Annotated in this window: 24 protein-coding genes; 7 read left to right on the forward strand and 17 right to left on the reverse strand. The window is 73.1% G+C overall.

Going from position 1 to position 24178, the window contains the following annotated elements:
* Positions 1-68 precede the first annotated feature (68 nt).
* From C2865_RS28915 to C2865_RS28930, 4 genes are all read right to left on the reverse strand, one after another.
* Positions 69-2114 carry a phosphocholine-specific phospholipase C gene (locus tag C2865_RS28915; protein WP_106401745.1) on the reverse strand — a complete coding sequence of 682 codons (2046 nt, stop codon included), beginning with the start codon at positions 2112-2114 and terminating at the stop codon, positions 69-71.
* Positions 2115-2188: 74 nt separating this feature from the next.
* Positions 2189-3178 (reverse strand): LLM class flavin-dependent oxidoreductase, encoded by a 990-nt coding sequence (locus C2865_RS28920; protein WP_106401746.1) that lies wholly within the window; start codon positions 3176-3178, stop codon positions 2189-2191.
* Positions 3179-3198: 20 nt separating this feature from the next.
* A complete protein-coding gene (locus tag C2865_RS28925) occupies positions 3199-3492 on the reverse strand; it encodes an ArsR/SmtB family transcription factor (RefSeq protein WP_232835851.1) in 294 nt (97 codons plus the stop codon).
* A 93-nt stretch (positions 3493-3585) separates the two neighbouring features.
* Entirely contained in the window at positions 3586-4002 is a 417-nt protein-coding gene (locus tag C2865_RS28930; protein ID WP_106401748.1) for a pyridoxamine 5'-phosphate oxidase family protein, read from the reverse strand.
* Between the two features lie 165 nt (positions 4003-4167).
* Between C2865_RS28930 and C2865_RS28935 the strand changes: the two genes are divergently transcribed.
* Both C2865_RS28935 and C2865_RS28940 read left to right on the forward strand, forming a co-directional pair.
* Complete coding sequence (locus tag C2865_RS28935) at positions 4168-4569, forward strand: DUF427 domain-containing protein (RefSeq protein WP_106401749.1); 402 nt, start codon at positions 4168-4170, stop codon at positions 4567-4569.
* On the forward strand, positions 4566-5429 hold the full coding sequence (locus C2865_RS28940; protein WP_198653677.1) for an acyl-CoA thioesterase: 864 nt from the start codon (positions 4566-4568) through the stop codon (positions 5427-5429). Before C2865_RS28935 ends, C2865_RS28940 begins: the two co-directional genes overlap by 4 nt.
* A gap of 55 nt (positions 5430-5484) precedes the next feature.
* Here C2865_RS28940 and C2865_RS28945 read toward each other — a convergent pair whose 3' ends face one another.
* Both C2865_RS28945 and C2865_RS28950 read right to left on the reverse strand, forming a co-directional pair.
* Entirely contained in the window at positions 5485-6279 is a 795-nt protein-coding gene (locus C2865_RS28945) for an ABC transporter permease (protein ID WP_106401750.1), read from the reverse strand.
* The gene (locus C2865_RS28950) at positions 6276-7268 is read right to left on the reverse strand and encodes an ATP-binding cassette domain-containing protein (protein WP_106401872.1); all 993 of its coding nucleotides are present in this window, start codon (positions 7266-7268) and stop codon (positions 6276-6278) included. Before C2865_RS28950 ends, C2865_RS28945 begins: the two co-directional genes overlap by 4 nt.
* Positions 7269-7342: 74 nt before the next feature.
* Here C2865_RS28950 and C2865_RS28955 point away from each other — a divergent pair, with 74 nt between their 5' ends.
* Positions 7343-8329 carry a helix-turn-helix transcriptional regulator gene (locus C2865_RS28955; RefSeq protein WP_106401751.1) on the forward strand — a complete coding sequence of 329 codons (987 nt, stop codon included), beginning with the start codon at positions 7343-7345 and terminating at the stop codon, positions 8327-8329.
* Positions 8330-8381: 52 nt separating this feature from the next.
* On the opposite strand, the gene secD is transcribed toward C2865_RS28955, so the two are convergent.
* From secD to C2865_RS28985, 6 genes are all read right to left on the reverse strand, one after another.
* Positions 8382-10625 carry a protein translocase subunit SecD gene (gene secD, locus C2865_RS28960; protein WP_106401752.1) on the reverse strand — a complete coding sequence of 748 codons (2244 nt, stop codon included), beginning with the start codon at positions 10623-10625 and terminating at the stop codon, positions 8382-8384.
* 79 nt (positions 10626-10704) lie between these two features.
* Complete coding sequence (locus tag C2865_RS28965; protein WP_106401753.1) at positions 10705-11058, reverse strand: hypothetical protein; 354 nt, start codon at positions 11056-11058, stop codon at positions 10705-10707.
* Positions 11059-11156: 98 nt separating this feature from the next.
* A complete protein-coding gene (locus C2865_RS28970) occupies positions 11157-11957 on the reverse strand; it encodes a putative protein N(5)-glutamine methyltransferase (protein ID WP_106401754.1) in 801 nt (266 codons plus the stop codon).
* 167 nt (positions 11958-12124) lie between these two features.
* Positions 12125-12358, reverse strand: coding sequence for a DUF2630 family protein (locus tag C2865_RS28975; RefSeq protein WP_106401755.1), 234 nt, complete (start codon positions 12356-12358; stop codon positions 12125-12127).
* A gap of 54 nt (positions 12359-12412) precedes the next feature.
* Positions 12413-12742, reverse strand: a complete 330-nt coding sequence (locus C2865_RS28980; RefSeq protein WP_106401756.1) for a branched-chain amino acid transporter permease — start codon at positions 12740-12742, stop codon at positions 12413-12415.
* Positions 12743-12748: 6 nt separating this feature from the next.
* The gene (locus C2865_RS28985) at positions 12749-13543 is read right to left on the reverse strand and encodes an AzlC family ABC transporter permease (protein ID WP_198653678.1); all 795 of its coding nucleotides are present in this window, start codon (positions 13541-13543) and stop codon (positions 12749-12751) included.
* A 62-nt stretch (positions 13544-13605) separates the two neighbouring features.
* On the opposite strand from C2865_RS28985, the gene C2865_RS28990 reads away from it, so the two are divergent.
* Positions 13606-14058, forward strand: coding sequence for an Lrp/AsnC family transcriptional regulator (locus tag C2865_RS28990; protein WP_106401758.1), 453 nt, complete (start codon positions 13606-13608; stop codon positions 14056-14058).
* A 17-nt stretch (positions 14059-14075) separates the two neighbouring features.
* Here C2865_RS28990 and C2865_RS28995 read toward each other — a convergent pair whose 3' ends face one another.
* Positions 14076-14912, reverse strand: coding sequence for an aldo/keto reductase (locus tag C2865_RS28995; protein WP_106401759.1), 837 nt, complete (start codon positions 14910-14912; stop codon positions 14076-14078).
* Positions 14913-15030: 118 nt separating this feature from the next.
* Here C2865_RS28995 and C2865_RS29000 point away from each other — a divergent pair, with 118 nt between their 5' ends.
* Complete coding sequence (locus tag C2865_RS29000; protein ID WP_106401760.1) at positions 15031-15801, forward strand: SDR family NAD(P)-dependent oxidoreductase; 771 nt, start codon at positions 15031-15033, stop codon at positions 15799-15801.
* Between the two features lie 3 nt (positions 15802-15804).
* Here C2865_RS29000 and C2865_RS29005 read toward each other — a convergent pair whose 3' ends face one another.
* Together C2865_RS29005 and C2865_RS41575 are read right to left on the reverse strand one after the other, a co-directional pair.
* Entirely contained in the window at positions 15805-16455 is a 651-nt protein-coding gene (locus C2865_RS29005; RefSeq protein ID WP_106401761.1) for a response regulator, read from the reverse strand.
* The gene (locus C2865_RS41575; RefSeq protein ID WP_269802750.1) at positions 16452-18569 is read right to left on the reverse strand and encodes a sensor histidine kinase; all 2118 of its coding nucleotides are present in this window, start codon (positions 18567-18569) and stop codon (positions 16452-16454) included. The genes C2865_RS29005 and C2865_RS41575 overlap by 4 nt, the downstream gene beginning before the upstream one ends.
* Positions 18570-18760: 191 nt before the next feature.
* Between C2865_RS41575 and C2865_RS29015 the strand changes: the two genes are divergently transcribed.
* Positions 18761-19387, forward strand: coding sequence for a hypothetical protein (locus tag C2865_RS29015; RefSeq protein WP_106401762.1), 627 nt, complete (start codon positions 18761-18763; stop codon positions 19385-19387).
* Between the two features lie 27 nt (positions 19388-19414).
* Here the strand turns inward: C2865_RS29015 and C2865_RS29020 are convergent, their stop codons facing one another.
* A complete protein-coding gene (locus C2865_RS29020) occupies positions 19415-20167 on the reverse strand; it encodes a maleylpyruvate isomerase family mycothiol-dependent enzyme (protein ID WP_106401763.1) in 753 nt (250 codons plus the stop codon).
* A 222-nt stretch (positions 20168-20389) separates the two neighbouring features.
* Between C2865_RS29020 and C2865_RS29025 the strand changes: the two genes are divergently transcribed.
* Positions 20390-20932 carry a hypothetical protein gene (locus tag C2865_RS29025; RefSeq protein ID WP_157963940.1) on the forward strand — a complete coding sequence of 181 codons (543 nt, stop codon included), beginning with the start codon at positions 20390-20392 and terminating at the stop codon, positions 20930-20932.
* Positions 20933-21013: 81 nt separating this feature from the next.
* Here the strand turns inward: C2865_RS29025 and C2865_RS39605 are convergent, their stop codons facing one another.
* Entirely contained in the window at positions 21014-24175 is a 3162-nt protein-coding gene (locus C2865_RS39605; RefSeq protein WP_157963941.1) for a hypothetical protein, read from the reverse strand.
* Between the last annotated feature and the right edge of the window lie 3 nt (positions 24176-24178).

The raw sequence follows: 24178 nt of genomic DNA on the forward strand, positions 1-24178 counted from the left end.
GACCGCACGGATCGCACCGCCTTCATCGCCCGGGAGGGGTCATGAGCGGGTGTCGGGACGGGTTCGGGTCAGGGGGTGGTGCTGGGACGGCCGGTCTCCAGGTGGCCCATCAGGCGGCGGGTGAAGGTGGTGTCCTCCTTGGTGGTGACGGTGAGGTCGTACCAGCCGTTCGCGGTGCGGTGGCGGACGGTCTTCGAGGTGGCCGGGGCGAGGGTGAAGGTCTCGTTCAGGTGGTTGTGGGCGTGGGACTTCAGGGTGAAGGTCAGGGGGGTGGTGGTCGGGTTCTCCAGGGTGATGACCAGGGTGCGGCGGTCCTGGGCGGAGGAGACGGCGGCTGTGGCGGCCTTGCCGGTGGGCGTGCCGGTGAACTCCCTGCGGAAGCCGTTGGGGCCGGTCAGGGTGACGGAGTACTCGTCGGTGACGGGGAGTGCGTCGGTGGCCGTGCCCCGGACGTCGTAGTGGCGGGGGGAGGGCAGTTCCCCGGCGTAGGGGTAGGCGGCGAAGTGGGAGCCTCGGGGACCTTCGTCCTGGAGGGTGAGCGTCAGGGTCGTGCCGGTGAGGCGTGCGGACGCCTCGGTGCGGTACGGGAGGGGGCGGGCCGGGCGGCGGCCGGGTTCCTGGACGGGCGCCTTCTGGAAGACGGGCGGGAGGGCGGGGAGGAGCGCCCGCGCGCCGGGGTCGGGGGCGGGACGGCCGACGGCCCTGCGGGAACGGGGGCGGGCGAAGTCGAACGCCGAGGTCAGGTCGCCCGCGACCGTGCGCCTCCAGGGGCCGATGTTGGGTTCCCGGACGCCCAGCCAGGTCTCCATGAAGCGGATCGTCGAGGTGTGGTCGAAGACCTCCGAGCAGACGAAGCCGCCGATCGTCCACGGGGAGACGACGAGCATGGGGACGCGGGTGCCGAGGCCCAGGGGCCTGCCGTCCACGAACTCGTCGGGGGTTCCCTCGGGCGGAGCGGGCGGCGGGACGTGGTCGAACCATCCGTCGTTCTCGTCGTAGGTGATGAACACCGCCGTGGACGCCCAGAGCCCGGGATCGGAGGCGATGGCGTCCAGGATGTCGTAGGTGATGCCGGCACCGCGTCCCGGGGCGGAGCTGAGCGGGTGTTCGCTCTCCGCCGCTGAGGCGACGACGTAAGAGACGTTCGGGAGACGTCCGGCGTGGGCCTCCTCGCGGAAGTACTTGCCGAGCTCGCCCTTTCGCGTGCGGCGCAGGCCGTTGTCGAAGGCGGACTTCTCGGCGTCCGTCAGGGTGGCGTAGCCCTTTTCCAACTGGTCCAGAAGGGCCGTGGGGTCTTTTGCCCTGCCCACGGCGCCGTAGAAGGCGTTCATGGAGCGGTAGGTCGTGGAGGCCAGGGCCTTCTTGGCGAGTTCGCGGTACGACTTGAAGTATTCGAGTGCGTTGTCGTCGAAGTTGTCCCACTCGTGGAAGACGCGCCAGGACTTGCCGGCCGCCTCGAGACGGTCGACGTAGGGGGTCATCTCGTAGCCGGGGTGGTCGTCGGCGTAGGCGCTGTTGTCGGTGGTGCGCTTGCCGTCGGGCTCGTACCCCACGTTGCCGCCCCAGTGGAACATCCGGTTCGGGTTCGTTCCACCGGGGAGGGAGCAGTGGTAGGCGTCGCAGAGGGTGAAGGTGTCGGCGAGTTCGTACTGGAACGGGATGTCCTGGCGGTCGTAGTACGCCATCGTCCCGGGGGTCTTGGCGTGGACCCACCGGTCGTTCCAGCCGTTGTTGAGCGCCGCCTGGGCGTCCGGCCAGCTGTGCGGGAGCCCGGCGACGAACTGCTGCGCCTCCTTGGGGCGCAGGTCGAAGCCGATCGCCTTCCTGATCGAGAACGGCAGGACGTCGCGGGCGAACCCGGGCTGCTCGAAGACGCTCTTGCCGTTCGGACGCTTGATCGCGTTCGGGTCGCCGAAGCCGCGCACCCCCGAGAGGGTCCCGTAGTAGTGGTCGAAGCTGCGGTTCTCCTGCATGAGGAACACCACGTGCTCGACCGACTCGAGCCCGCCGGGCGGTGCGGCCACGGCCACGGCCTTCTGGACGGAGAGCGGGAGCGCGGAGGCGGCCGCAGTGGCCGCCGCGCCGGTGAGGAAGCGCCGCCGAGTGGTCTGCATGGATCATGTTGTGACACGGCGGCATGACGATCCGAACGCGGATCGGCGTCTCACGGATCACGAATCGGAGAAGTTCACACCCCGGCCATCGCGGCGCTGGTCAGCTCGACGGAGCGGATCCGGTCGGGCAGGGACTGGGCGTGGTGGGCGAGGATGAGCTCGTCGGCGCCGGTGGAGGCGGCGAAGCCCTCGAGGTAGTCGCGGACCTCGGCGGGGGTGCCGACGGCCGTGTAGCGGGTCATCGAGGCGAGCGGGTGGCCGCCCGGGGAGGCCAGGAACGCGTCGATCTGGTCGTCGGTGAGCTCTCCCATCGGACCGCGGGCGATCATGGCGCGGGCGCGGGCCCGGTAGGCGGCGGCCTTCTGCGCCTCGGCCTCGTCGTGGTCCTCGGCGGTGAAGACGTTGGCGCCGACGATGACGTACGGTTCGGCGAGCTGCTCGGACGGCTTGAAGGTGTCCCGGTAGAGGGCGACCGCCTGGTGCAGTGCGTCCGGGGCGAAGTGGGACGCGAAGCCGTAGGGAAGGCCGAGCTGGGCGGCGAGCTGGGCGCCGAACAGGGACGAGCCCAGGATGTACAGGGGCACGACGCCCTCGGCGCGCGGTACGGCCTGCACGCCGGGGACCCGGGAGTTCCCGCTCAGGTACCCCTGGAGTTCCAGGACGTCCTGCGGGAAGGTGTCGGCCGAGGTGTTGCTGCGGCGCAGCGCCCGCATGGTGTTCTGGTCGGTGCCGGGGGCGCGGCCGAGCCCGAGGTCGATGCGGCCGGGGTAGAGCGTCTCCAGGGTGCCGAACTGCTCGGCGATCACCAGCGGGGAGTGGTTCGGGAGCATGACGCCGCCCGAACCGAGCCGGATCGTCGCGGTGTGCTCCGCGACGTACCCGATGAGCACGCTCGTCGCGGTGGAGGCGATCGAGGCCATGTTGTGGTGCTCGGCGTACCAGACCCGCCGGTAGCCGCTGCGCTCCGCGGCCCGGGCGAGCTCGACGCTGGCCTCGAAGCTGTCACGCGCGCGCTGGCCGGGGGCCACCGGCGCGAGGTCGAGGAGGGACAGTGCGGTCGACATGATGAGGTACCTTTCGTGCGTCACAGATCGCGGTGGAGCCGCTCGGCGAAGGCGCGGATGCGGGTCTCGTCCCGCCGGTAGTACGTCCACTGGCCCTGCCGGGTGGCCTGGACGAATCCGGCGCGCTGGAGGACGGCCAGGTGCGCCGACATGGTCGACGCCGAGGTCCCCGCCTTCTGCTGGAGGAAGCCGACGCACACTCCCAGCCCGGCCGTCTCGTCCGCGCCCGGCGGGAAGTTCGCCTCCGGGTCCTTGAGCCACTCCAGGATGCGCAGCCGCGTCTCGTTCGCCAGGGCCTTGCACTCCTCGAGCACACCCACCATCCTTCGGCATTTCGCTAATTAACGAAATACTATGCGACCGCGGAGGGTGCTCCGCACGGGGGCGGCCCCCCGCCTCCGGCCGGGTCAGGCCCGCACGCGGCGGCCGCTGATCTCCCGGGGGGTCAGGCGGATGTAGGACTGGCGGTCGTCGCCGGCCCAGGAGTCGACCCGCAGGTCGCCCGCCTCCGCGGCGGGGACGTGGTGGGCTCCGCCGCGGGCCAGGACGCTCCAGCCGGTGCGGGTGGCGGGGTCGAAGTCGTCCACCTCGAAGGCGATGCGCACGTCCGCGCCGGCGATCGAGGTGGTCAGGGACTGGTCGAGCCAGCCGCCCAGCGCCGTTCTGAACACCAGGACCCTGCCGTCCAGGACGAAGTTGACGGGCACGACGGCAGGGCCGACGAAGTCGGTGAAGGCGACCCTGCCCACCCCTCCGGGAGCCAGGAGCGCGAAGCACTCCTCGTCGTCGAGTTCGGCGAGCTTCCGGGACTCCGCTGCGGCCATGTCGCTCCTCTCTCCGGTTCCTCCCCGCACATCCATGCCCTCCGGCACCGGCGCGGAACCGTCACTCGTGCCCCGCACTGCCAGGGCTGCTCAGACTTCTCAGACAAAAAACCACTAAATCATTAATAATCATGGCAAACCCCTTCATGAAGTGAGGTTCCAGCCATGGGCGCGACTCCCGTGCGGTCCCTGTACCACGAGCGGCCTGACTACCGCGTCGACCTGCTGCCCCGTACCAACCTCTGCACCGCCTCCCTCGACGGGATCCGGCTGGCCCGCAGCGGCGCCTGCCTGATCGTCGACGAGCAGGACCACGGACTGGTGGTGTACTTCCCCCGGGACGCGGTCGACCTCTCCCGGCTCGAGCCGACCGAAGAGCGCACCGTCTGCCCCTTCAAGGGGGAGGCCGTGTACTGGCGTGCCGCGGGAGGCGAGGGACCCGGCATCGCCTGGAGCTACCCCGAGCCCTTCCCGCAGGTCGCCCCGCTGGCGGGCTACGTGGCCTTCGACCAGGAGCGGGTCGAGGTCGCCATCGGCAAGGGCCGCTACACCGGAGTGCGCCCGTGAACGAGTCGTCTCTGGAACGGATGATCTCCATCTTCGACGTGACGCCGGCCGACGCCGAACGCAGGCGCTTCACCGGCGACAGCGACGGCGGAGGCCGCCGGGTGGTGGACGGCAGCCAGCTGCTCGCGCAGGCCGTCGTGGCCGCCGGCAAGGCGTTCCCCGACCACACGGCGCGCTCCGCGCACATGATGTTCGCCTCCGCCGCCGACCCGGACGAACGGCTCGAGTTCACCGTCGCCCCGGTGCGGGCGGGGCGCTCGTTCGCCTTCACCACGGTCACCGCCGCGCAGGGCGACCGGATCCGCGCGACCGCCAACGTGCTGCTGGACCGCCCCGGCCCCGACGTCGTCCGGCACGACCGGTGGACGGGCCCGCCCCCCGCCGGCCCGCAGGCCGCGTTCCCCTCCCCCATGCCCCTGCCGGGCAGGGAACTGCGCCTCGAAGGCGTCCGCGAGCGCGACGACCCCGACGAGGTCGGCCCGCCGGTCCTGGACGCCTGGCTGCGCTACGACCCCGTACCCGAACGCGACGACCTGCGCCGCGCGCTGCTGGCGCACTTCACCGGCCACCTCTCCCTGTCCACCACGATGCGGCCGCACCCCGGGATCGGCACCTCCCAGGCCCATCACACCCTCTCGACCGCGCCCCTGGCCATCTCGGTGCACTTCCACGAACCCCTCGCCTGGGACGGCTGGATCCGCTACCACCACGAGAGCACCTACGCCGGCGCGGGCATGAGCCACGTCCGCGGCCAGGTGCTGACCGGGGAGGGACGCCTGATCGCCTCCTTCACCCAGGACGCCATGCTCCGCGCCTTCGACACCGGCACATCGTCGATGCCGGTCGAATCCCGCCTGTAGCCCCTCTTCCCCGCTCCCGTCCGGAGACCGCAGGCCACCGGACGGGAGCCCGGGATCAGTGCCGGCGGATGGCTCCGATGCCGACGGCCAGGCCGATGGCCGCCAGGAGGAAGGCGGCCGTGAAGCCCTTCAGGACCGTCGCGGACAGGAGGTCGGCGGTCAGGAGGGCACGTTCGGCCGAGACGATGTGGCTGATGGGATTGACGGAGGCGACGGCGCGCATCCAGGCGGGCGCGTCGTCCAGCGGCAGGAGCATGCCCGAAAGGATCATCAGGGGGAAGATCAGGGACTGCTGGACGGCCCAGAACATCCAGTCCTTCGCGCGGCTGGCCAGGGCGAGGGCGTAGCTGAGCGAGCCCAGCCCCACGCCGAAGAGCGCCAGGAGCACCAGCCCCGCCAGGAGCCCGAACGGGGAGGCGCGGAACCCGAACGGAAGGGTGACCGCCACGATGAGGACGGCCTGGGCGATGGTCGGGGCGATCTCCTTCAGGGCCCGGCCGACGAGCAGCGCCGAACGCGCGATGGGCGCCACGAGGGTGCGCTCGTGGGAGCCGGTCTGCATCTCCATCAGCAGGTTGGCCCCGGTGGAGCCGGATCCGAACAGGACGGTCATCACCAGGATGCCCGGGACGAACCAGGTGAGCGTCTCGCCGACGGGGGCTTTGAAGGAGCCGATGAGCAGCGGCCCGAACAGGCCGAGGAAGACCAGCGGCTGCAGGAGGTTGAAGATCAGCGAGAACGGGTCGCGCAGGGTCGGCCGCATCTCGCGGACGAAGACGTTCCAGGTGTCGAGGAGGGGGCGCTCGGCGGCCGCGGGCACGGCGCGGACGGCGGCGGAGGCGGTGGTCATCGGGTCTCCGAGGGTTCGTGGTCGGGAGCGGGGGCGTCGCCGGTGTCGCGGAGGCTGCGGCCGGTGAGGGAGAGGAACACGTCGTCGAGGGTCGGCTCGCGCAGGGCGATGCGGGCGGCGGGAGCACCCGCCTCGTCCAGGGCACGGACGAGATCCGTGACGAGGACGTCCGCCTTGTCCGCGGTCACGCGCAGCGTGACGGCGTCCACCCGGTCGGGTTCGCGGCCGGCGAGCCGCGCGACGACCGGCTCCCCCGCACGCGCCTGCTCCGGACCGGCGAACCCGACGGTGACCGTGTCCCCGGCGAGCCGCGACTTCAGGCGGGAGGCGGTGTCGTCGGCGATGACGCGGCCGTGGTCCATGACCATGACGCGTTCGGCGAACTGGTCGGCCTCCTCCAGGTAGTGGGTGGTGAGGAAGACGGTCGTCCCGGCGGTGCGCCGCAACTGCAGGATGTGCTGCCACAGGTGGGCGCGGCTCTGGGGGTCCAGGCCGGTCGACGGCTCGTCCAGGAACAGCACGCGCGGGCTGTGCACGAGGCCGAGCGCGACGTCCAGGCGGCGTTTCTGCCCGCCGCTGAGGGTCATGACGCCGCGCCGGGCGAGCGGCGCGAGGTTCAGGGACTCCAGGAGCTCGTCGGCGCGCCGGGCGGAGTCGCGCCGCGTCATCCCGTAGAACGCGCCCTGGCTGAGCAGCTCGTCGCGCACCCGCTGGTTGTGCCCGGCGCTGTTGCCCTGCCCGACGTAGCCGATGGCCCCCCGCACCCCGGCGCGGTCGCGAGCCACGTCGTGGCCGGCGACGCGCGCGGTGCCCGAGGTGGCGGGCAGCAGGGTGGTGAGCATCCGGATGCTGGTCGATTTGCCCGCTCCGTTGGGACCGAGGAAGGCGACGAGCTCGCCTTCGGCCACGTCCAGGTCCAGACCGGTGACGGCGGTGACGGTACGGCGCGCCGCGGTGAAGGTCTTCGACAGCCCGCGGGCCGTGATGATCGGGTCGTTCATGCCCCGAACGCTAGAAGCCGATGCGGACGTTCCCCGTCCTCAATGGTCCGTAGCCTGACGGCATGGAGAAGAGCACCGCCCGCACCCTGCACCTGCTGTCGTTGCTGCAGTCGCACCGGCAGTGGCCGGGCGAGGAGCTCGCCCGCAGGCTGGGCATCACGACCCGCTCCCTGCGCCGGCGGATCGACGGGCTGCGCGAGCTGGGCTACGAGATCGAATCGACGCCGGGGACCGCCGGCGGCTACCGCCTGGTGGCGGGCAACCGCATGCCTCCCCTGCTGCTGACCGACCAGGAGGCGGTCGCGGTGGCCGTCGGCCTGCGGATCGCGGCGACCACGGGCATCGCCGACGCCGAGAGCACGGCGCTCAGCGCGCTGGCGAAGTTCGAGCAGGTGCTGCCCCCCGCCGTCCGCGAACGGGTCAACGCCATCGGCCGCGCGGTCGAACCGCAGACGCCGCGGGGCGGTCCCGTCGCCTCGGAACTGCTGGGCGCCCTCGCGCTGGCGTGCCGCGACCACGAGCGGATCCGCTTCTCCTACACCGCCGCCGACGGCGCCCGCAGCCGCAGGCTGGTGGAGCCGCACTCGCTGGTGGCCGCCGACCGCAAGTGGTTCCTGGTGTCCTGGGACGTGGACCGCGACGACTGGCGCACCTTCCGCGTCGACCGCGTCGAGCAGCTGTCCGGCACCCGCGTGCGGGCCGAACCGCGCGACCTGCCCGCCGAGGACGCCGCCGAGTTCGTGGCGGTGGCCGCGGGCTCCATCCCCACCCTGCACACCGCGCACGCGGTGCTGGACATGCCGCTGGAGGAGATGCGCGCCCGCTTCGGCCCGTGGGCGCAGGACGCGCGGGCCGTCGACGACGCCCGCACCCGCTGGCCGTTCGGCGGAGACACCTTCCCGCTCATGACCACGGTCCTGGTCTGGATCCCCGAGGGCGTCTCCTACGAGATCGAGGCCGAGGAGGAGTACCTGCTGTTCCTGCGCGAGCAGGCCGCCCGCATGCTCGCCGCCGCCGAGACGTCGCTGCGCGCCGCGGGTCCCCCGTGAAGCGGAGGCGTCCCGCCGGGTGGAGGGGGCCGGTCCGGCCCCCTCCACCCGCTCAGGCCGCCTGCTCCGCCTTCTTCTCCGCCGGGCTCCGCCGTCCCAGCCGGTGCAGCACCACCGCCAGGGGCGCGGCGGTGAACACCGACGAATAGGTGCCGACCAGGACACCGATCAGCAGCGCCAGCGCGAAGTCGTGCAGGGTGCTGCCGCCCAGTACCAGCAGCGCGCCCAGGATGAACACCGCGCCCAGACCGGTGTTGATCGTCCGCGGGATCGTCTGGTTGATCGCCGTGCTCGTCAGCCGCGCGAACGGCCCCCGATCCGACGCCACCAGTTCCCGCACCCGGTCGAACACCACCACCGAGTCGTTCACCGAGTAACCGATCACCGTCAGCAGCGCCGCCAGGAACACGCCGTCCAGGCTCTTGCCCAGCCACGCGAAGATCCCCACCAGCACCAGCACGTCATGGGCCATCGCCGCGACCGCCGCCACCGAGAAGCTCCACCGGAACCGGAACGCCAGGTACGCCATCTGCACCGCCAGCGCCGCGAGCAGCGCGATGATCGCCGACCGGCGCAGTTCGTCGCCCAGGCTCGGGCCGATCAGCTCGTCCCTGACCTTCTGCACGTCCCCGTCCAGCGGCCCCAGTGCCTGGGTGAGCCGCCCCTCCTCGGCGTTGGACAGCGGTTCGGTCCGCACCGTGAAGTTCCCGTCGCCCGAGGAGTTCACGATCGCCCGCGGGAACCCGGCGTCCGCGATCGCCTCGCGCGCCTGCTCGGGATCCACCGGCACCGACGACGAGTACTCGATCAGCCGCCCGCCGGTGAACTCCACGCCCAGGTTCAGGCCGCGTACCGCCACGCCCGAGAACGCCGTCAGCACCACCAGCAGCGACACCAGCAGCCACCGGCCGGGACGGCGCATCAGGTGCGGATCGCGCCGCTGCAGCCACTCGCGCACCCGCCCGATCTTCGAGATGCCGGTGATGCCGGGACGCTTCTGCACCGCACGCAGCGACAACACGGCCTCGGACAGCGCCCGCGTGATCACCAGGGCGCTGACCATCGAGGCCAGCACACCGATCGCCAGCGTCACACCGAACCCGCGCACCTGGCCTGAGGCCAGGAAGAACAGCAGCAGCGCCGCCACCAGGGTGGTGACGTTGGAGTCCAGGATCGCGCTGAACGCGTTGCGGAACCCCGCCGACAGAGCCGTCCGCAACGTCGCGCGCGGCGCGCGGTACTCCTCACGCGCCCGCTCGAACACCAGCACGTTGGCGTCCACCGCCATGCCGATCGCCAGCACGAAACCCGCCAGGCCGGGCAGCGTCAGCGTCGCGCCCAGCCCCGCCAGCGCCGCATACGAGATCAACCCGTAGCACACCAGCGCCACCGCCGCCATCAGCCCCAGCAGCCGGTACACCACGATGATGAACAGCGACGTCAGCGCGGTGCCGATCACCGCGGCCCACGCGCTGTCGGCGATCGCCTCGGCGCCCAGCGTCGGGCCCACCGTCCGCTGCTCCACCACCTCCACCGGCACCGGCAGCGCGCCGCCGCGCACCAGCAGCGCCAGCTCCTCGGCCTGCTCGAAGGTGAAGCTTCCCGTGATCTGCGTCGACCCGCCGGTGATGCCCACCCCGCAGGCCACCGACGGCACCACCTGCGGTGAGGAGATGACCTCCCCGTCCAGCACGATCGCGACCCGCCGCCGCGGATCGCCGTCGGGCGCGCACGCCGCCTGGCCGGTCAGCTCCGCCCACTTCTCCTGGCCGGCTCCCTTGAAGTCGACATTGACGAACCAGCCGGGCCCCGACTGCGGATCACTGCCCGGCTCCGCGCCGCTCACGTCACCGCCGGTCAGCTTCGCCGGCCCCAGCCGCAACCGCTGCCCGTCCTCGTCGGGCAGCACCAGCTCGCCCTGCTTGTTCTCCGCCGACTCCTCGGCGTACCCCAGGACCGGGTGGAAACCCAGCACGGCCATCCGGCCCAGCACGTCCACCGCTTCCTGCGGGTCCTGCAGTCCCGGCAGCTCCACGATGATCCGGTTGTCACCGGAGCGCACCAGCTGCGGCTCGGCCACGCCCAGCGCGTCGACCCGGCGCCGCAACGTCTCCACCGTGTTGTCGGTGACCTCCGAGGTCGCCTTCACCGTCGCCGAGTCCCGCGTCTCCAGCACGATCTGCGTACCGCCCCGCAGATCCAGGCCCAGCCGCACGGGCGTCGTCACCGTGATGTAGGCCGCGAAGGCCACCACGGCCAGCGCGATCAACGCGCGTATCCGCGTCCCGCGTGTCATCCGCGTACGTGACAAGAAAACTCCAACAGGCATGGCACGGCCCGCGTCCAGCGAACCGCGTAACGAAAAGGGGGAGATGTCAGATGCCCGGGAGGAGCGGCGGAGCACGCCCGGCCCGCGACACCGCGAACCAGGACCGCTCGGCCCCTTCCCACACCTGGCCCCGCACCCATGCCACGACCGGAGGCGCGACCACCACGACGAGGGCGGACGGCTCGGCCACGGGCACGACCGGCTGCTCGGCCACCCGCACCAGACGCGGCGGCGCCGAACAGTCCTCGTCCCACACCACGTGCCCGACGCCCGCGAGGACGCCCGGCTCGGCGGGAGGGGCGAGGCGGACGCCGGGGGCCAGACCCGCCAGCACGGCCAGCAGCACCACCAGCCGCCAGGCGTGTCCACGGCAGGAAGCCGCGACGGTGCGCACGGCCATGCCCCAGCCCCCTCTTACCCGCTCAGCCGCCGGAAACCCGAGGAACGATCAGACTACCGGGCCGCCCGCCCCCCGCCGTGCCAAGCTCGGGCCACGGCTCACCCATGAACCCGCGGCCGGCTCCCCACCACCACGCACGACCCCCACTCCTTCGACCGCACCGCGCGCGCGACCAGACCGCCCGCGGCCAGGACCTCCACCGCCCGGCCGCACTGGCGCCCGCTCACCTCCACCAGCAGGTGACCGCCCGGCGCCAGCCACTCCGGCGCCTCCCGGCTCACCCGGCGCAGCACCTCCAGGCCGTCCGCGCCGCCGTCGAGCGCGACCTTGGGCTCGTACAGCCGCGCCTCCGCCGGCAGCGACCGCACCTCGCCGCTCGGCACGTACGGGACGTTCGCCAGCAGCACCCCGACGCGCCCCCGCAACGGCCCCGGCAGCGCCCCGAACAGGTCCCCCTCGTACACCCGGCCACCCGCCCGCGCCACGTTGCGCCGCGCGCACCGCACCGCCGCCGGCTCCACATCGGCGGCGTGCAGTTCCAGCCCCGCCACCGCCTCCGCCAGCGCCACGCCCAGCGCGCCCGAACCGCAGCACAGATCGACGACCACGTCGCCCGGACGGGCCAGCGCCACGGCCTCGGCCACCAGGAACTCCGAACGGCGCCGGGGGACGAAGACCCCCGGATCCACCTCGACCCGCGACCCGCGGAACTCCGCCCAGCCCACGACCTGCTCCAGCGGCAGCCCGCCGGCCCGCCGCCCGACCAGGAGGTCCAGCCCCGGCCCGTCGGCGGCCGCGGAGACCAGCAGCGCGGCCTCGTCCTCGGCGAAGACGCAGCCTGCGGCCCGCAACCGCGCGACGACGGCGGACAGAGCGGTGGAAGAAAGAAGAACAGCCATGAGAACGCCTTCCGAAAACGGGGGCGCCCTCCCTGTCACCCGAACCGGCGGACTCCACGGCCGTCAGATGAGAACACCCCGCTCCAACCAGCAGTAATGGGTCTCACCTCCTCATACGTCCCGTCCGATGACCGATATTAGCGGAAGCGATCATCAACGCGGGCGGGCTACTGCCTGTAGTTCTCCACCTCGTCCACCGGGCGGGCCAGGATGTGCTCGGCGTGCTCGCCCTCACCGGCGTCCCGCGCCGCACGGCGCTGGCGCAGCAGGTCCCAGCAGACGTCCAGCTGCTCCTCGAGCTCCTTGACCCGGGCCGCCCGGTCCGGCTCCCCCGACCCGCGCAGCCGGTGCTCCTCGTCGATCATCCGTCTGATCCGCTCCATGATCTGTTCATCGCTCATGGAACACCTCATGCCCCGGCATCCCCCCGGACAAGCTTCCCCGCCGGCGGCTCTTCACGCCGCGAGGCAGGTCGAGAGCACCACGTGGAGGACGGTGGCGCCCAGGATGCTGAGGACGGCGTTGCGGGTCCTCAGATGCAGGCCGATCGCGACGGCCAGGGACAGGGCGGTGGCCGCGGCGGCGGGCCAGTCCGCGGGACGGCTCTGCTGCAGGGTGTAGAGGGCGAGGATCAGCATGATGCCGACGGGCATCTGGACGGCGAGGCGGCCCAGGACCGCCGAACGGCGCAGCGGGGTGAGGACCGCGAAGGGCAGGGCGCGCAGGCCCCAGGTGATGGCGGCGCTGACGGCCACGGCCGCGGCGAGGTAGAGGGGGCTGGGCATCGGTTCTCACTCCCCTCTCGACGACGCCGCGACCGGCGTCCTGAGGACGGGTTCTTCGGGTTCGGGTTCGTGTTCGGGGACGGCCGGGACGTCCGCCGCCGCGGGCGGGGCGCCGCGGTCCCGCAGCGCGTACCGGGCGAGCAGGCCGGCGGTGAACAGCGCCATCGCGACCGGCAGCGCCTGGCCGGGGATCAGGAGCGCGGCGACGGCGAAGCTCGCGGCGGCCAGCAGCGGGGAGGGCAGGTCCCGCCGGGCGCGCCACGCGTCGATCGTCAGGACGACGAACAGGGCGGTCAGCGCGAAGTCCAAGCCGTGCAGGGTGAAGGGGATGAGCGAGCTCGCGAGCGCGCCGAAGGTGGCGCCGGCCACCCAGTAGGCCTGGAGCAGCACCTGCATCCACAGGATCCGGGAGCCGCTCCAGGAGCGGGCCTCCCCTCCCGCGGTCAGGGCGTAGGCCTCGTCGGTGAGCGCGAAGGTGGCGTAGACGCGGCCGAGCGGCCACACCCTGGCCAGCGGGAAGGACAGGGCGTAGAAGACGTGGCGGAGGTTGACCAGCAGCGCCGTCGCCGCGATCTGCCCCAGCGGCGTGACGGCGGCGACCAGCCCCAGCAGCAGGAACTCCAGCGACCCCGCGTAGACCACGGCGGTGAACACCGTCGCCCACCACCAGTCCAGCCCGGTGTGCGCCACCAGCATGCCGAAGCTGATGCCCAGCGGGAACAGGCTCAGCCCCACCGAGGCGGTGTCGGCCACCGCCCTGGCGAATCCCTGTGATCCGCCCTTCACTCCCATACCAACCATGGGGGTAATTTTAGTGCTTAATCCGCATAATATGGTTTCATTCATTAGCTAATATCAAGCCTATGCGCAGTGATATTAGTCTTGATGCCGTTGATCGCGAAATATTGTTCCAACTGGCGCGAGACGGGCGGATGTCGAACGTCGAGCTGGCCCGCCGGGTGGGGCTGACCCCGCCGCCGTGCCTGCGCAGGGTCAAACGCCTGGAGGACGCCGGCGTGATCACCGGGTACCGGGCGCAGATCTCCCCCGAGGCCCTGGGCCGCCCCCTGGAGGTGGTCATCTCGGTGGAGATCGCGGTCAACGACCTGAAGACCGTGGAGGACTTCGAGGCGCGCGTCACCGCGCTGGAGGAGGTCCTGGAGTTCCGGCGCATGTTCGGGCGGCCCGACTACTACATCCGCGTGGCGGTCGCCGACCAGGTCGCCTACGAGGAGTTCCTCAGCCGGCAGATCATGCTGCTCCCCGCCGTCTCCCGCGTCGACTCCCACCTCACCATGAAGCGCATCAAGGACTGACCTCGCCGACGGGCCGCTCAGCCGGTCCAGTCGAAGGTGTCGGGGTCGGGACCGGTGCGCTCGCCCCGGTCCAGGGCGGTGACGGCCGCCATGTCCTCGGCGGAGAGCTCGAAGCCGAAGAGGTCGAGGTTCTCCTGCATGCGGGCGCGCCTGACCGACTTGGGGATCACGATGTCGCCGCGCTGGACGTGCCAGCGCAGGGTCACCTGGGCGGGGGTCCTGCCCAGGCGGTCGGCGACGGCGTTGATCACCGGGTCGTCCAGCACCAGGCCCTGGGCGATCGGCGACCACGGCTCCGTCGCGATGCCGTGCTCGGCGTCGTAGGCCCGCACCTCGTTCTGGACGAAGTAGGGGTGCACCTCCACCTGGTTGACCGCCGGCACCAGGTCGCTCGACTCCATGAGCCGGCGCAGGTGGGGCGGCTGGAAGTTGGAGACGCCCACCGCCCGGCTCCGCCCCGAGCGGTAGATCTCCTCCAGCGCCGCCCACGTCTGCGTGAAGTCCCCCACCGTCGGCAGCGGCCAGTGGATGAGGAAGAGGTCGATCCGCTCGAACCCCAGCGCCTCCAGCGTCCCGTCGAACGCCTTCAGCGCCGCGTCGCGGGCGTGGGCGCCGTTGTTCAGCTTGCTCGTCACGAAGACCTCGTCGCGGTCGATCCCCGAGTCCCGGACGGCCTCCCCCACCTCCCGCTCGTTCCCGTACATCTGCGCCGTGTCGATATGCCGGTACCCGACCTCCAGTGCCGTCAGCACCGCCTCCCTGGTCTTCTCCGGAGGTATCTGGTAGGTGCCGAATCCGACCTGCGGGATCTGGACGCCGTTGTTCAGTCTCACGTTCGGTGATGTGCTCGCCATACGACACCCCTACCCTCGGTGATCGGAACCTCACCGACGGCCCCTCACGTGCGCGGACGGACGGCGGCCGCAAGACCCGCGGCCTTTACCTAGTAAGGTTCTCGGTGAGGAGGACACGATGGACTATCTGCGGGAGATGTTCGGCCTGGACGGACGGGTGGCCCTGGTCACCGGGGGCAGCTCCGGGATCGGCAGGGCCGTGGCCGTCGCGCTCGGCAGGGCCGGGGCGAAGGTCGTGGTGGCCGCGCGCGGCGAGGAGGCGCTGCGCGAGACCGTCGCGGAGCTGCGGTCCCACGGGTGCGACGCCGCGTACGTCAGCGTCGACCTCGGGATCGGCGACCGGGTCCGCGAGGCCGCGGAACGGGCGGTCGAGCCGTTCGGGGAGATCGACATCCTGGTGAACTCCGCCGGGGTCAACCCCCGGCCGCACATGAACGCCCTCACCGAGGAGCAGTGGGACCTGGCGATGGACGTCAACCTCCGGGCGCCGTTCCTGCTGGGGCAGCGGTTCGGGCCGAAGATGGCCGAACGCGGCTGGGGGCGCATCATCAACGTCGGATCGCAGCAAGGGTTCCGGGCGTTCTTCAACAGCGGGGCGTACGGGGCGTCCAAGGGCGGGCTCACCTCGCTGACCCGGTCGCAGGCCGAGGCGTGGTCGCCCTCGGGTGTGCGGGTGAACACGCTGGTGCCGGGGTTCGTCATCACCCCGCTGACCGCGCAGGCGTCCGCCGACCCGGTGTTCTGCGAGCAGATGGCCGGCCGCACGCTGATCGGGCGCAACGGGGTGGCCGAGGACTTCGCCGGAGCCGCCGTCTTCCTGTCCTCCTCCGCCGCCGAGTACGTCACCGGGCAGTGCCTGTTCGTCGACGGCGGGTTCTCCGGCCACTGACCGTCAGTGGCCCAGTCCCGCCTCGCGGGCGCGGACGATGGCCTGGGCCCGGTCGGCCACCCGCAGCTTGGCGAAGACGTTCGAGACGTTGTTGCGGACGGTCTTGGGCGACAGGTACAGCCGCGCCGCGATCTGCGGGTTGGACAGGCCCGCGGCGATGAGGTCCAGCACCTCGCGCTCCCGGGCCGTCAGCTCGGGGAACGGCTCCTCCGCCGGACGGCGGGCCCCCGACAGCAGGGAGAAGTAACGCGTGACGCGGGCCGCCAGCGCCGGGCCGAAGATGACCTCGCCGTGCGCGACCGCCGTGATGGCCCGCAGGATCTCCTCCTGGTCGGCGCCCTTCACCAGGTAGCCGCGCGCGCCCGCGAGCATCGCGGCGAACACGCTCTCGTCGTCCTCGTGCATGGTCAGCACCAGGACGCCCGGCGCGGACTCCCCCGCCGCGATCCGGCGGGTCGCCTCGATGCCGCCCAGGCGCGGCATCTGCAGGTCCATCACCACCACGTCGGGGCGCAGCTCCCCCGCCAGCTCCACCGCCTCCAGCCCGTCACGGGCCTTCCCGACGACATCGACCTCGCCGGTGGACGACAACATCAGGCTCAGGCCGTCCCGGTAGACCGGGTGGTCGTCGGCGACGAGGACACGGGGGATCATGCTGCTCCCTGAACGACGGGTACACGTTCCATGATGGCAGGGATGACGGCGCTCACCGTCGTCCCGCCTTCGGCGCCCTGGACGATCGAGCAGCGGCCGCCCAGTTCCTCGGCCCGCTCCCGCATCGCCACCAGCCCCACCCCGACCAGCGCGCCCGGCGGCACGCCCCGCCCGTCGTCGCTCACCTCCAGGCGCACCAGCCCCTCACCGGCCGCCAACCGCACCGTGCAGCGGGCAGCGCCGGCGTGCCGGACGACGTTGTTGAGCGCCTCGCTGACGATCCGGAAGACCGCCACCTCCACCGCGGCGGGCAGCTCCGCCAGGTCGCCCTCGGCCGACACCCGGACCGACAGGGCGCCGCCGCCGAACCTGGCCGCCTGCTGCTCGATCGCGCCCAGCAGCCCGAACTGGTCCAGGGCCGGGGGCCGCAGGTCGTGCACCAGGCGGCGGACGTCGGCCAGCACCGCCGACAGGTCCTGGGAGACCTCCACCAGCGTCCGGTCGGCCGTCCGCGCGTCGCGGCGGGCCAGGTTGCGCGCCGCCTGGATCTTCAGGTTCGCCGCGGCCAGCGCCGGGCCCAGCCCGTCGTGCAGGTCGCGGCGCAGCCTGCGGCGCTCCTCGGCGACGCCCGTCACCAGCTGCTCCCGGCTGCGCTGCAGCTCCTCGGTGAGCGCGGTCGCGCGGGCGGCCGCCGCCGCCTGCCTGACGACGTCGGCCAGCAGCCGCTGGTCCAGGTCGGAACGGCGCGAGCCGGGCCGGGGGACCAGCGCCAGCCGCCCGATCGGGACCTCCCGGTAGGCGAACGGCAGCAGCACCACGTCCTCGCGCGGCACCCCCTCCTCGACGATCACCGTCGTGCCGTCCGGACGGTCCAGCTCCACCCGCACGTAGGGCGAGCGGAACACCGACGCCACGCCCCTGGCCGTCTCCTGCAGCAGCTCGTCCGGACCCGGGGACTCCTCCAGCCTGCGGGCCAGCACCGACACCACGTCATAAGGGTCGGCGCGGCCCTTGAGGACGCGGTCGACCAGCCGCTGCAGCCGCGTCCGCAGCGGCGCGTACAGCACCGCGACCACCCCGGCCGCCGCGACCCCCGCCAGCCGGTCCTCCACCAGGGAGTTCGCCGCCACGAACAGCGCCAGGTCGATCGCGACGACGGCCGCCGCCAGCGCGCCGTACAGCAGGGTCCGGCCGATGAGCAGGTCGATGTCGTACAGCCGGTACCGGGTCACCGCGATGATCACCGCTCCGGCCAGGAGCGCGTTCTCCAGGATGAAGACCGCCTCGACCAGCACACCGAGGGCGCCCTCCGCGTAGCCGAACGCCGTCTGCAGCAGCATGAGGCCCAGCATCGACGCGACGGTGGCCAGCCCCGCGAAGAGCATCCAGCGCAGCTGCGCCCTGAGTTCGGCGCCCGCGCCGCGGAACCGCCCGAAGAAGACGGCGACGGCGCAGACCAGCGAGAGGCTCGCGCTCGCCGTGAACACCCCCGGGCCCAGCGACACCCACACCTGCCTCAGCCCGTCCGGTTGGGGGAGGTCGAGGGTGAAGCGGGCGAGCTGCGGGGTGAGCGGCTCGTTCAGCGAGTAGCCCGACCACGGCACCGCCAGGATGTACAGGATCCCGAGGACCATGCAGGCGAGCGCGGCCACCGCGGGGATCCGCCACCGGCCGGCGGGCGGACGGCCCGTCGGGAAGAGCACCAGCAGGGCCGGGATGACGACGTGGATGACCGGCCCGAACCGCGCGCCCGCGAAGACGAGCGGGCCGGTGAGCGGCAGCGTCCCGTCGTGGGCCAGCAGCGAGTACGGGGCGTAGACCGCGCCGAAGGCCGCCAGCAGCGAACTCGTCCCGGCGAGCATCAGCAGCCAGGCCAGCCAGTGCCGGGGCAGCCGGACGGCCAGCAGCGCGCCCGGCAGCACCAGCGCCAGACCCGCGCCCGACGAGCCCCAGTATGTCCATTCGAGGGGGAAGGGCACCGGACCGTCCGGGGTCGCGGCCGAAAGCCAGACGGAGGCGGCGAGGAGGGCGACGCCGAGCAGCGCCGTCAGCAGCGCCGCACCGCGCAGGACGCGGTCCAGGGCTCTGCCCGGGGAGGTGGCGGGGGTCTTCACCCCGCCACCGTGCCATGCCGGAAAGCCCCCGGTCTCGGGATCGGTGTCCTTTTTCGCCGGGACACCGTGTCCCCGATGTCCTGCCCCGATCGGGGACCGCGACGGGCCCGGCGGTACCTGGCCGCCCGGGACGCCGGGCCGCGACGGTGGAGACCGGGCGGCAGGGCGCCGTCCGGAAGGGAGAGAAGCCCATGTCCATCCGCGTGGAACGCAGCGAGGTCCACCCCTCGGGGCCCGTACCGGGGCGGGGCCCCGCCGCCTGGCACGTCCGGCTCGCCGGCCTGCTCCTGGTCGCCGGTCCGCTGGTCTGGGCCGCCTCGTTCCTCAAGAAGCCCGCGATGGAGGAGAACGAGGTCTACGACTTCGACATGATCACTTCCGTCTTCTTCCTGCTCGCGCTGTTCGGCCTGGCCTCGGTGGTGCTGGCGGCCCGCGCCACCGGGGACCGCAAGGGCAGGGCCTTCCCGATCGTCCCGATGGTGCTCTTCCCCTTCGGCGCCGCCAGCAGCCTCGGCACGATCCCCTACGACACCTACGAGGAGGCGCCGGCCTGGGTGCTGGCCACCGACCCGGCCTGGCCCCTGTCGCAGATCGCCATGCTCGCCGCCGCCGTCGCCGTCATCAGGGTCGGCCGCTGGCGGGGTCCGGCGCGCTGGCTGCCGCTGGCAGGCGCGCTGTGGCTCGTCGTCGGCATGGCCAGCCAGATCGCCTTCGGCGAGAAGGTGATGGCCTACGTCTTCACCGCCTGGATGCTCGCCACCTACGTGGCCCTGGGCGTGCTGTTCCTCCTGCGTCCGCAGGCCGCCCGCCCGTCCTGAGGGCCCGCCGCGTCCGGGGGCCCGGGGTCAGAGGCGGGAGGCCTCGCACCAGCGGGTGAGGAGGGCCTGGTCGCCGAAGACCTCCAGGCCTTCGGGGGCGCGGCGGCCGTAGGTCAGCAGCAGGAGGTCCGCGACGGGGGCGCGGACCGCGGCGTCGCCCTTGCCGTGGCCGCGTTCCCAGCGGTAGCCGTCCGCGGCCAGGTGGATCATCCACTCGCCGTCCGCGTCGGTGGCGTGCAGGTGGACGGTGCCGGGCCCGGCCGCGCAGGCGGCGGCGACGGCCGGGCCCGAACCGCGGCCGGAGGAGATGTTCTCGAGGAACTCGTCGATCGCGTCGACCGCGTGGACGGGGTCGATCGCCGGGGACAGCCCGGCCGCCCGCTCGGCGTCGACGCGGTGCACCATCACCTCGTGGAACTGGCGGCGCGACCAGAAGCGCATGTGCTGGTCGGGACCCCACGCCCAGACGGGCGCGGCCCCGTCCACCGCGCGCAGCGCCGCGACGAGCGCCCGGCCGCCCTCCTCGATCCAGCCCGGGTAGTCGCCCCAGTGCGCCGGATACTCCACGGGCACCTCGCGGAAGGGGATCCGCGCGGTCGCGGCGGTCTCCACGAGCCTGGTCGCCCAGCGGTGGACCACCCCGACGTGCTGCGCCAGGTCCAGCGCCGTCCAGCCGTCGCAGCCCGGAACCGCGGCCCCCGGCTCGGCCGCGCCGATCGCGGCGGCCAGCCGGACGAGTTCCGGCTCCAGCAGATCGCAGTAAACGCGGTGATCCATCATGGCCGCACCCTAACCCGGCTCGCGTCCGATCCGCCGTGCGAGTCCCGGTTTTCTGCTCCCCGCCGAGGGCGATCCGCCTACAGTGGCGTTCGTCACAACTCCGCCGGCCTCTGCGACGTCAAACGCCCCCGCCGGGGGCCTCGGTGTCCGGAGCGCACCCCCATACGGCAGGATGTCCCCCTGCAGCGAGTGCTGCCACGGGGGCCGGAAGGGATCTGACCAGTGAATCGCAGACTGCTGCGCGTGGGCGTGCGGCTGCACCCGGACAAGGGCATGTTCCGGCTGCACGATCTGGGCGCCGACCCGACGAGCGTGCAGGCCCCGCCGCCTCCGGGCACCCAGCTGGTCAGCGTCGGCTACGACCAGATGTGGATCGGCAGCCTCCAGGACGACGTGGAGATCACCCTCCTCCTGGAGGAGTGGGACGCCGAACCGCCCTCCTCCCCCGGCCCGTGGGAGCAGGAGGCCTTCAGCGAGCTCTACCTGCGCGGCGCCGTGGCCGTGTGCACCGCCACCGGCGAACCCGTCCTGCACGGCGTCCGCCTGGCCGGCGGCGTCGGCCGCTACCACCTGGCCGTCCGCGCCCAGCACCGCGCCGAGATCGCCCGCCTCTACGACGGGCTCCTCGACCGCTTCCGCGACGGCTTCAGCAACGAGTTCCAGGCGGCCCTGCGCGAACTCCAGGGCGTCGAGCACTACCTCGTCCAGCTCTGGCCCGCCCAGCCGCCCGCTCCCCCGCGCGTCATCTCCGACCTGCCCATCTGACGCCCGCGAGGGCCCCTGCGGGTTCCGCGGGCGCCGGCCGGGGTGCTTCCTGCGGCCCCGTCCCGCGGGACGGGGCGCGGTTCAGCGGGGGAGTTCGGCGGCGAGCCCCTCCAGGTCGGCGGCGGTGAGGGTGAAGCCGCGCTCCCCCATGACGGCGACGGTGGCGTCGGCGGTGCCGAGGTGGCGGGTGCAGGCGCGGTCGAGGTAGGCCTCGACCAGGCGGGCGTTGGCCAGGCGGCCGCGGCCGGGGAGCGAGCCCAGGTCCCGCCGGACGACGGGCCAGGCGTCCTCGGCGATGCCCACGAAGCGCTCCTCCGCCAGCAGCCCCAGGAGGGCGGCGCGCTGGTCGGGCAGGGTCAGGTCGGGGAGCCGGACGGTGCGGAAGTCGGTGACCAGCTCGGGGTGGGCTGCGGAGAAGGCCTCGAAGCTGTCGGGTGCGCAGCCCGCGACCAGCGTGGTGTCGGTGACGCCCTCGGCGCGGACCCGGTAGAGGGCGCGGGCGTAGGCGTCGCCCTGGCCGTCCTCCAGGACGAGCTGGTCGAGGTCCTCCAGCAGGACGGTGTGGCCGGAGTGCTCGCGCAGCAGGGCGGCGAGGCCCTCGGGGCCGCGTTCCCTGAGCTGCTCCAGGTGCAGGGTGCGCACCTGGTCGCCGCTGAAACCGACATCGGCCAGGGCACGGGCGACCATGCGGGCCAGCCGCCGCTGGCCGGTCGAGGGCGCGCCCACCAGCAGGACGGCGGGGGCGGAGGCGCTGGAGACCTCCTGGCCGCGCAGCTGCTGCGCCCACTTCCCGCGGCGGCGCACCTCGGTGAGCATGCGCTCGGCGTCGTCGGGCCCGCACAGGAACCTGATGCCGTACGCCTCGACGATCCGCGTGCCGTCCCCCTGCGGGAACGGCGCACCCGGCCGCCCGGACACCGGGGGCTGCGCGGGAGCGGGAGGCCGCGCGGGAGCGGGGGGCTGCTGCACCGGCATGGGCGGCGGCGTCCGGGTGGCGAACGTGGGCATGTAGGGGGACGTCTCCCCGGACGGCTCCGGCGGCGCGTACGGAGCCGTGGCGTCCTCCGGATGCGGGGAAGGCGGCGGAGCCGCGGGCGGCTGCCCGAACGGTCCGGGCTGCTCGGATCCGTACTGCCCGAACCCGTCGGGCTGCTGCCCGTACGGAGCGGGCCCGCCGTACTGGTCCGCGACCGGCTGCCGGCCGTACTGGTCAGGCCCGGGCTGGCCGAACGGAGGCGGCTGCTGACCGTACTGGTCGGGGGCGGGCTGACCGAACGGAGGCGGCTGCTGACCGTACTGGTCGGGGGCGGGCTGACCGAACGGAGGCGGCTGCTGACCGTACTGGTCGGGGGCGGGCTGACCGAACGGAGGCGGCTGCTGACCGTACTGGTCGGGGGCGGGCTGACCGAACGGAGGCGGCTGCTGACCGTACTGGTCGGGGGCGGGCTGACCGAACGGAGGCGGCTGCTGACCGTACTGGTCGGGGGCGGGCTGACCGTACTGGTCGGGGGCGGGCTGGCCGAACGGAGGCGGCTGCTGACCGTACTGGTCGGGGGTGGAGTCCGAGGTTCCGTAGGGGGCGCCCTGGACGGTGCGGGGGGAGGACACCTCGGGGGCGTGGTCGCCGAACGGGTCGTGCACGGGGGCGGGCTGCTCGAAGCCCGCCGCGGGCTCGGGGGCGGGGGGCGGGGGGAACGCAGGGGCGGCGCCCGTCCCTCCGCCCTGGCGGGTGGCGAACGGGTCGTCGTCCGGGGGCGGCGGGGCCGGGGCGGGGACGGGAGGCGGGGCGGGCGCGGGGGGCGGGGCGGGCGCGGGGGGCGGGGCGGCCTCCGCGGCGGGCTGGGCGGTGCCGCGCTCGTCGGCCAGATGCTTGCGCGCGGCGTTGATGATCTCCCAGGCGCTGAGCTCGCCGGTGCCCTTGGGGCGGCTGAGCGCGGGGGTGCCGAGCTCGGCGGCGCAGGCGGCGGGGACGACGAACTCCAGGTGCTGGGGCGCGATCTGGGCCAGCCGGCAGGCCGTCATCGCCAGCGCGTGGCTGGTGGCCAGCAGCGCGCGGACCCTGGCGGGTTCGGTGCTGCTGAGTTTGGGCGGCAGCCGCACGCCCTGCGGGAACAGCTCGCGCAGCGGGTGCTGGGCCTGGCCGAGCACCTCCTGGACGGTGCGGGCGCTCTCGGGGTCCAGCCAGGGCAGCACCGCGGGCACCGCCTGCGGGACCGTCTGCAGGTCGGCGGCCATGACGGCGGCCGCGGCGCGGCGCAGATCGGACGGGCTGGGCGGGATGCCCTCGGTGAGCTCGCCGAACAGCACGGCCAGGTCGTACAGGGCCAGCCGCAGGTACTCGCCGGGCGAGGCCTCCCGGACGATGGGCGCGGCGTACTCGGCGGGGCAGCGGCGCAACCACTCGCGGGCGACGGTCTGCGCCCCGTAGGGGATGGCCTGCAGGTCGGCCTGCACGTACTGGAGCGTGGTGGCGCAGACGGCGGCCAGCGCGGAGGCACCCGGCTGGAAGGCCGGCTCGGTGGCGAGCGCGGAGGCGATCTCGCCCATCATCCGGACGAGGAACGCGGCGCCGACCGGGTCGCCGGCGGTGAGCCGGTCGGTGTAGTACACCGCCAGCCGCATGAGGTCCGGCGCGATCATCCAGCGCAGGTGCTCGGCCTGGACCGTCAGGTAGGGCGCGAACATGGCGACGAGCGGGTGCTCGCCGAGCACGACGGGCGTGCCGGCGCTGAAGAGCACCGCCCCCCACAGCGCGGCGACCGTGGCGGGCGTGCCGGGCTGGAAGGCCGGGTCCTGCATGGCGAACTGCTGCGGGTCGACCGCGATCGCGGTGATCAGCGTCTGCTGCACCCGGGCCACCAGGTCGGCGGTGGGGCCCTCGCCCAGCAGCCCGGCGGTGGCCATGGGGCCCGCGGTGACGTCCGGGCCGGTGGGGATCAGCTGGGGCGGGACCGGCGGGTTGCCGACGCCGGGCGGGGCGGGCGCCGGGACACGGCGGGCCGCCGGGTCGGCGGGCGGCGGCGAGGGGTGCCAGTGCGCGTCGAGGCCGCACCGGTACCACCGGCCCCACGCGCCGAAGAGCCACCACTCGCCGGGGCCGGCCAGCAGCCGGGAGGCGACCTGCTCGGCCCGCTGCGGCGGCGCGGCCGTCTGCCACCACTGCGAGGAGGTCATCGCCCGGACGTCGGCCTCGGCCTTGGCGAAGGGATCATCGGCGGGGGTTCCGGAGGTCTGCCAGTTCACACC

It is taken from the genome of Actinocorallia populi (assembly GCF_002995495.1).
GTDB classification, from domain to species: domain Bacteria; phylum Actinomycetota; class Actinomycetes; order Streptosporangiales; family Streptosporangiaceae; genus Actinocorallia; species Actinocorallia populi.